General features: G+C 70.8%; 5 protein-coding genes and 1 tRNA gene. 2 read left to right on the top strand and 4 right to left on the bottom strand.

Annotated elements, in window-relative coordinates; all coding sequences use genetic code 11:
* Positions 1-176 precede the first annotated feature (176 nt).
* Positions 177-262: transfer RNA gene (locus tag ACOJSN_RS03390), tRNA-Ser, on the bottom strand.
* A gap of 205 nt (positions 263-467) precedes the next feature.
* Here ACOJSN_RS03390 and ACOJSN_RS03385 point away from each other — a divergent pair.
* A complete protein-coding gene (locus tag ACOJSN_RS03385) occupies positions 468-2,423 on the top strand; it encodes a GTP-binding protein (RefSeq protein WP_420111101.1) in 1,956 nt (651 codons plus the stop codon).
* Between the two features lie 21 nt (positions 2,424-2,444).
* Positions 2,445-3,422, top strand: coding sequence for an NAD(P)H-quinone oxidoreductase (locus tag ACOJSN_RS03380; RefSeq protein WP_420111100.1), 978 nt, complete (start codon positions 2,445-2,447; stop codon positions 3,420-3,422).
* Positions 3,423-3,464: 42 nt separating this feature from the next.
* Here ACOJSN_RS03380 and ACOJSN_RS03375 read toward each other — a convergent pair whose 3' ends face one another.
* From ACOJSN_RS03375 to ACOJSN_RS03365, 3 genes are all read right to left on the bottom strand, one after another.
* Entirely contained in the window at positions 3,465-4,511 is a 1,047-nt protein-coding gene (locus ACOJSN_RS03375) for a DUF4185 domain-containing protein (RefSeq protein WP_420111099.1), read from the bottom strand.
* A gap of 88 nt (positions 4,512-4,599) precedes the next feature.
* Positions 4,600-5,892: an FAD-dependent oxidoreductase gene (locus ACOJSN_RS03370; RefSeq protein ID WP_420111098.1), complete on the bottom strand. Its 1,293-nt coding sequence runs from the start codon at positions 5,890-5,892 to the stop codon at positions 4,600-4,602.
* Between the two features lie 126 nt (positions 5,893-6,018).
* Positions 6,019-6,823 (bottom strand): AGE family epimerase/isomerase (locus ACOJSN_RS03365; RefSeq protein WP_420111097.1); only part of this gene is annotated, 805 nt, incomplete at its 5' end.

The raw sequence follows: 6,823 nt of genomic DNA, 5'->3' as shown, positions 1-6,823 counted from the left end.
AATCGCTCGCCCAGATAGGTGCGCTGCAACCGGCCGAAAGACGTGGCCGGTCTCAGCGCACCTGGCGGAGGGTAAGGGACTCCGTCGCCGCTCGTCCCTCGCGACTCCTCCTCGAATCGCTCGCCCAGATAGGTGCGCTGCAACCGGCCGAAAGACGTGGCCGGTCTCAGCGCACCTGGCGGAGGGTAAGGGATTCGAACCCTTGGTGCTTTCGCACAACGGTTTTCAAGACCGTCACATTCGGCCGCTCTGTCAACCCTCCGTGCCGGCCATCGACCGGGCGGGAACCATTGTGGCCCATGGTCGCCGTCGGGAAATCCATGGACGGCCCACGCAGGCCCCGCTAGCCTCCCCCACAACCGTCCACCGAACGCTTCGGCCACAGCGAACCCCGATCCCCGAGAGGAGCACAGCGATGCGAGCAACGTACGCCCTCGTCCCGCTCCGCTCTCTCGAAGGGATCATGCGTGCGCACACGCTCGCTCAACCTGGGCATCCTCGCCCACGTCGACGCCGGTAAGACGACTCTCACCGAACGGCTCCTGCATCTCGCGGGGGTCATCGACCAGCCCGGCTCGGTCGATTCCGGCACCACCCGCACCGACAGCCTGGCCGTCGAGCGGCGTCGCGGCATCACGGTCAAGGCCGCCGTCGTCGCCCTCGACCTCGACGACCTCACGGTCAACGTCGTCGACACCCCCGGGCACCCCGATTTCATCGCCGAGGTCGAGCGGGTCCTCGGCGTGCTCGACGGCGCAATCCTGGTCCTCTCCGCCGTGGAGGGGGTCCAGCCCCAGACCCGGATCCTCATGCGCGCGCTGCAGCGCCAGACGATCCCCACGTTGCTGTTCATCAACAAGATCGACCGCATGGGCGCCGACGTCGACAAGGTCATCGACCAGATTCGCCGCCGGCTGACCCCGGACCTGCTCGTCACTGGCGCACCCGCCGGCCAGGGCTCGCAGGCGGCCTCCTTCACCGGCTTCCAACGGGAGGATGCCGCCGTCCACGAGAGCGAGACGCTCGCGCTCGCCGAGCACGACGACGGCGTGCTCGCCTCCTATGTCGACGGCCGCGACCGCACCCCGGACGACCTCCTGGAGGTCGCCATCGCGCAGACCCGCGCCGGCGTGCTGCACCCGGTGTACGCGGGCTCGGCGGCGACCGGAGCCGGGGTGCCGGAGCTGATGTCCGGGATCGCAACCTTTCTTCCGGCCACCGGCCCCACCGAGGCGGGGACGCCATCAGGCACGGTCTTCAAGGTCGAGCGCGGCCCCGCGGGGGAGAAGATCGCCTACGTGCGGATGTTCACCGGAACGGTGCTCACCCGTGACCGGCTCGGCCTCGGCGGCGACCGCGAGGGCAAGGTCGCCGACATCGAGATCTTCGACGGCGGTGGCTGGGTCCGGGCCGCTCAGGTCGCCGGTGGCCGCATCGCGCGGCTGCATGGACTCACCAACGTGCGGGTCGGCGACACCTTCGGCGACCCGCCCCGCGCCGCCACCGCAGCCTTCGCCCCGCCCACCCTGGAGGCGGCGGTCGAGGCCACCGAACCGGCGCAGTGCCCCGCCCTGCGCGCGGCCCTGCTCCAGCTCGCTGACGCCGACCCGTTGATCGCGGCGAGGATCGACGAGGCCGGCACGCCCACCGTCTCCCTCTACGGCCGCGTGCAGCAGGAAGTCCTCGGCACCACGCTCGCCGAGGAGCACGGCATCGAGGTCGAGTTCTCCGAGGCGAGCGTGCTCCACGTCGAGCGGCTGCGCCGACCAAGCGAAGCCGTGCTCCGGCTCAACACCGACGAGAACCCGTACCAAGCCACGATCGGGCTCCGCGTGGAGCCGGGCCCGCCGGGCTCAGGGCTGCGGTTCCGCTCGCAGGTGGCGGCCCGCGACATGCCGCTGTACCTGTACAAGAGCGCAGAGATGTTCACGGCCGCCGTCGAGCGACACGTGCGCCGCGAGCTCTCGCACGGCCGGTTCGGGTGGGAAGTCACCGACTGCGTGGTCACGCTGGTCGAGGCCGCTTACAGCGTGGCCGACGGGCCTCCCTCACGCCGCGGCCCCACCAGCACCGCCTCCGACTACCGCAACGTCACGCCGCGCGTGGCCAGGGAAGCGCTCGAGACCGCCGGCACGCGGGTGTGCGAGCCGGTGCTCCGGATCGGCCTCGAGGTGCCCGTCGCGGATGCGCCCACGCTGCACCGACTGCTGGGCAAATGGGGCGCGGGCATCACCCGCCAGACCAGCGCCGGCGAGTTGGCTCGGCTGGAAGCGCGGCTGGTGGCGGCACGGCTGCACTCGCTCCAGCACCAGCTCCCCGACCTCACCGGCGGCGAGGGCACCCTGGAGTCGGCGTTCGACGGCTACGCACCTGTACGCGGCGCGCCTCCGGTCCGTGTCGGCTGGCACTGGCCACCGGTGTAGGCCCCGCCTACGCTCGTGCTCATGCGCGCAATGGTGATCACCGACGACGGCGCCCTCGAACCCGCCGACCTGCCCACCCCCGAACCTGCCCCGGGCCAGGTGCTCATCGAGGTCGCGGCCGCGGGCGTCAACCGGGCCGATCTGCTGCAGCTGAAGGGCCACCACCCGCCGCCGCCGGGCGCGCCGGAACACCCCGGCCTCGAGGTGTCCGGCCGCGTGGTCGCCCTCGGCGAGGGCGTCACGCGATGGCAGATCGGCGACGACGTCTGTGCCCTTCTCGACGGCGGTGGCTACGCCTCCCACGCCCTCGCCTGGGCCGATTGCGTGCTTCGAGTGCCCGACGGCGTCGCTCTCGCCGACGCTGCCGGGTTGCCTGAGGCGATGGCCACGTTGTGGTCGAACCTCGTTGGCGTCGCCGGCCTCTCGGCCACCGACAACACCGGCCGCACCGTGCTGGTGCACGGCGGCTCGGGTGGCGTGGGCACGACGGCGATCCAAGTCCTGCGCGCCACCGGCGCCGTGGTCTTCACGACGGCGGGAGGTCCCGAGCGCGTGGAGCGGTGCCAGGCCCTGGGTGCCTACGGCATCGACCATCGCAGCGAGGACTTCGTGGAGCGGGTGAGGGAGGCGACCGGCGAGCGGGGGGTCGACGTGATCCTCGACGTGGTCGGCGCGAAGTACCTGCAGCAGAACGTGGCCGCGCTCGCCCCGCACGGGCATCTCGTGGTCATCGGGATGCAGAAAGGGACGAGAGGCGAGATCGACCTCTCCCCGGTGCTCTCCCGATGGCTCCATATCCACGGGACTGGGCTCCGCCGTCGTCCTCATGAGGAGAAGGCGGCCATCATGGCCGACCTCTGCGAGCGCGCCTGGCGCTACCTCGACCGCGGCGAGGTCCGCGTCATCGTCCACGACCGCCTCCCGCTGGAGCAGGCCAACGACGCCCACCGTCAGATGGCCGACGGCGAGGTCTTCGGAAAGCTGCTGCTCATCCCCTGAGGCTCGGCGCGAACGCGGCCCCTCCGTACGCCGCCGAGTGCGTCAGGCGAACGTGATCTCGATGAGGTGCGGCACGTACACGCTGGAGTCTATGAACGTCATGTAGGTGACCTTGCCGCCCTCGCGTGCGAACTCCGGGTGCTCCTTGCCGGCGTTGAACAGCGAGTTCGGCAGCGTCTTCTCGGGGCGGAACACCAGCTGCGGCTCACCCCACGGGCCGGTCATCTCGGGTGCGGTCCGGATCACCAGCATGTCCTCGCGCTGGAACGTGGTGAGCGAGATGTAGCAGCCGAGGTACTCGTTCCACGACGACGACATCTCGTTCGGCACGTCCGAGAACAGGCACGCGGTCGGCGTGAACTCGGGCGCCCAGCGCGGTTCCACTCCCGGATGCGCCGGCGTGGGCGCCTCCACCAGGTACTCGTACGCAGCCAGGTCCTCGATCTGTTCGGGCCGCACCCGCGCCAGGTACATGTCGCCGGCCGACTTCGACGCCGGCTGGATCGCCCCCCACAGGTACAGGTACTCCCCCACCGGCTGCACCCACACACCGAAGCCCGGCTCGTCGCCCTTCCACCACTCGTAGGAGCCGTCGGGCGCCCGGAGCCGCTCGAACTGGTGGTCGCGGCCCGCACGCGCGACACCCATGCCGTTGAGCTCGAAGCTCTCGAACACGTCGACCTCGGGGTCCATCGTGATCCGGTGGTAGTAGAGGTACAGCGACTCCCCCACCTGCGCGCCGTGTATCGCCCACAACCGCTGCGTGGACCGGTGCTCAGGCGGCTCGAACGCGATCAGCTGGCGCGCGCGCTGCCCGCTCGGTTCGGTGAGGTAGCGGAAATCGCGCACGCCATCCGAGAGATCCTGCTTCGGCACGATCGCGCCTGTGTTGGACAGCACCTCGGTGAGCTCGAACCCTCGGATCGAGTCGAACGGCCCCTCGATCGTGTCGCCGAAGATCCAGAACGTGGTGCCGTCGCCGATGTCGACAGAGGTCACCGCATCCTGCCCGGTGATGTCCACGTCGTTGTCGAGGAACTGGGTGCCCAGGTCCCGGACCGATGCGATCAAGGGACTCATCTGCAGCATGCAACAACCTCCAGCTCGTTGGTCGTGCACCGCCACCGATCCTAGCCGCCGGCCGCTGCGCGGGGCGCCGCTCGTTCGTGTGCGGGACTCAGACCGGCGCCGGTGCGGGCCTGGCACGCTGGGCCCACGAGACGGCGGCTGCCGCCAGGCTGCGCTCGCGTGGGAACGGCAGCAGCGGACCGCCGGTGCCCGGGCCGTTGATCACCCAGGCCGCCGGTCTGCGCGCCGCCGCGACCACGGCAGCCGCATACTGCCGCATGGCCGACTCGTAGGCGGCGACCGCCCCGACGACCGACTGCTCTCCCGCCTGCACACTCGCCAGCTCCTTCCAGAGCACGTGCGCGTCGCGGATCGCGGTGCTGGCACCCATACCTCCCGTGGGCGGCATCGCGTGCACGGCGTCACCGAGCGCCGTCACGTTGCTCGGCTGCCAGGGGGCGATGCCGGCCGGGTAACTGGGTGAGACGTGGAACGGGAACCCGGTCACGCTCGCCGTCTCGGCATGCTCGACCACCTCGACGAGCTGCGGCGACCACTCGCGCGAGCGCAACTCGTCCGAGAGGGCGGTCCGCAGCGCCTCGCCGTAGAGTTCGGACAGGGGCGCGGTCCGCGCCCACTCGAGCATCACGGCGCCCCAGACGATGGTGGGCTCGGCGTGCAACGGCTCGCGTGTGAAGCCCGAGACCAGCTCTTGATCGAGGCTCTCGTGACGGCCGCTGTACAGCCCGCAGCCACCAGGGCCCACCGCGATGAGCGCTCCGGAACCGTAGATCTCCAGGGCCGCCGGAGAGAGCTCGCGCACGAGCGTGCGACCCGCGAAGCCGACGAGGGCGCTCGACTCCGAGGTGGGGTGACCGGCGAGCTGCGTCGCGATCCTGGACCCGACGCCGTCGGCAGCGACGAGCAGATCGGCCTCGATCTCCTCGTTGCCCGCCAGCGAGATCGAGACCTTGCCGCTGGGCCGCCGGCGGTACCCGACCACCTCCGCGCCCGACCGCAGCACCTCATCGAGACCATCGGCGAGCATCAGTCGCAGGGTGAGCCGATCGGTCATGACGCCCTCGGGTGTCTCTACGTCACGGCTGCCGGCCAGCAGTCTGCCCGTCTCGTCCCGCACCGCATATCCGGTCTCCACCCACACGCCTTGGGCCAGTGCGTAGAGCCGGCGCATCCAGGCTGCCGGCATCATCTCCTGGAGCGCTTCCATGGCGACCGCGTCCAGCTGGAGCCCGTGGCCGACGGTGCGCCGCAGATCGGTCTCTCGCTCCAGCATGGTGACCTCGAACCCGCGCTGCCTCAGCCCGTGAGCCAGGACCAGCCCGCCGATCCCGGCTCCGACGATGGCGACTGTGGGAGCAGGATCGGTGCTCGCGATGGTCATCTCCGTCGCTCGGCTGCGGCTGGTCGCAGAGATGACCTGTCACCCCTGATTACCACCATAGTGCCAGGCGTGGCACCCACCGTTGCCCATGCTTCAGCAGGCGGGCATGAGGCAGCCGAGTGAGCGTCAGCTGTCCAGCAGACCCTGCCCCAGCGCGGTGGCCAGCGTCGGCGCGAGCGGCAGACGCGGGATCAGGGTGGCCTGGATGGCGTGGTAGATGTCCGGCTTCCCGGCCCACACCGTGGTGCTCGGCTCGTTCGAGGGCGAGAGCTCGTGCACCCAGGATCCGCGCTCCTCGTCGAGGAGGTGCTGGGCGGCGTACTCCCACCACAGCTGGTACCAGGCATCGAAGGGCTCCTCGCCGGTGTGCCGGTGCAGCGCGGCCGCCGCGCCGAGGGCCTCGGTGACCACCCAGTGCATCCGCTCCCGCACGAGCGCCTCGCCGGCGAAGGTGACGGTGTAGACGAAGCCGTCGTCGCCGTCGACCGCCCACCCCTCCTCGACCCCCGCCTCGAACAGCGACCGGGCGCCGCTCGCGAGCTCCGGCGGTGCCGTCCGCCCACGCGCCGCCAGCGCTTCCACCACGTGCAGCGCGAGCCGGGACCACTCGAACCAGTGACCGATCGTGGCGCCCGCGGGGCGGAACTTGTCGGCGGGAGTGTCGGCGTTGTAGTCGAGCAGCGGCTGCCACTGCGGGTCGAAGTGCTCCGGGATCCGCCACGCGTTCGCTGGCGCCAGCTCGCCCACCACCCGCTGCGTGATCCGCAGCGCCCGGTCCAGCCAGGCGTCGTCACCGGTGACGTCGGCGGCCGCCAGGTAGGCCTCCACCGTGTGCATGTTGGCGTTGACGCCTCGGTACGGCTCGCTCTCGGAGAACGCCGCATCCCACGACTCGACGACCAAGCCGGCGTCCTCGTCCCAGAAGTGCCGC

It is taken from the genome of Pseudactinotalea sp. (genome assembly GCF_048594945.1).
Taxonomy (GTDB): Bacteria; Actinomycetota; Actinomycetes; order Actinomycetales; family Beutenbergiaceae; genus Pseudactinotalea.
Note: the sequence above shows the minus strand (reverse complement) of the source record. Positions and strands in the feature narration are given on the sequence as shown.

Coding starts and splice junctions, on each gene's coding strand:
- ACOJSN_RS03380 (WP_420111100.1), top strand. CDS start 2,445: ATGCGCGCAATGGTGATCACCGACGACGGCGCCCTCGAACCCGCCGAC.
- ACOJSN_RS03375 (WP_420111099.1), bottom strand. CDS start 4,511: ATGCTGCAGATGAGTCCCTTGATCGCATCGGTCCGGGACCTGGGCACC.
- ACOJSN_RS03370 (WP_420111098.1), bottom strand. CDS start 5,892: ATGACCATCGCGAGCACCGATCCTGCTCCCACAGTCGCCATCGTCGGA.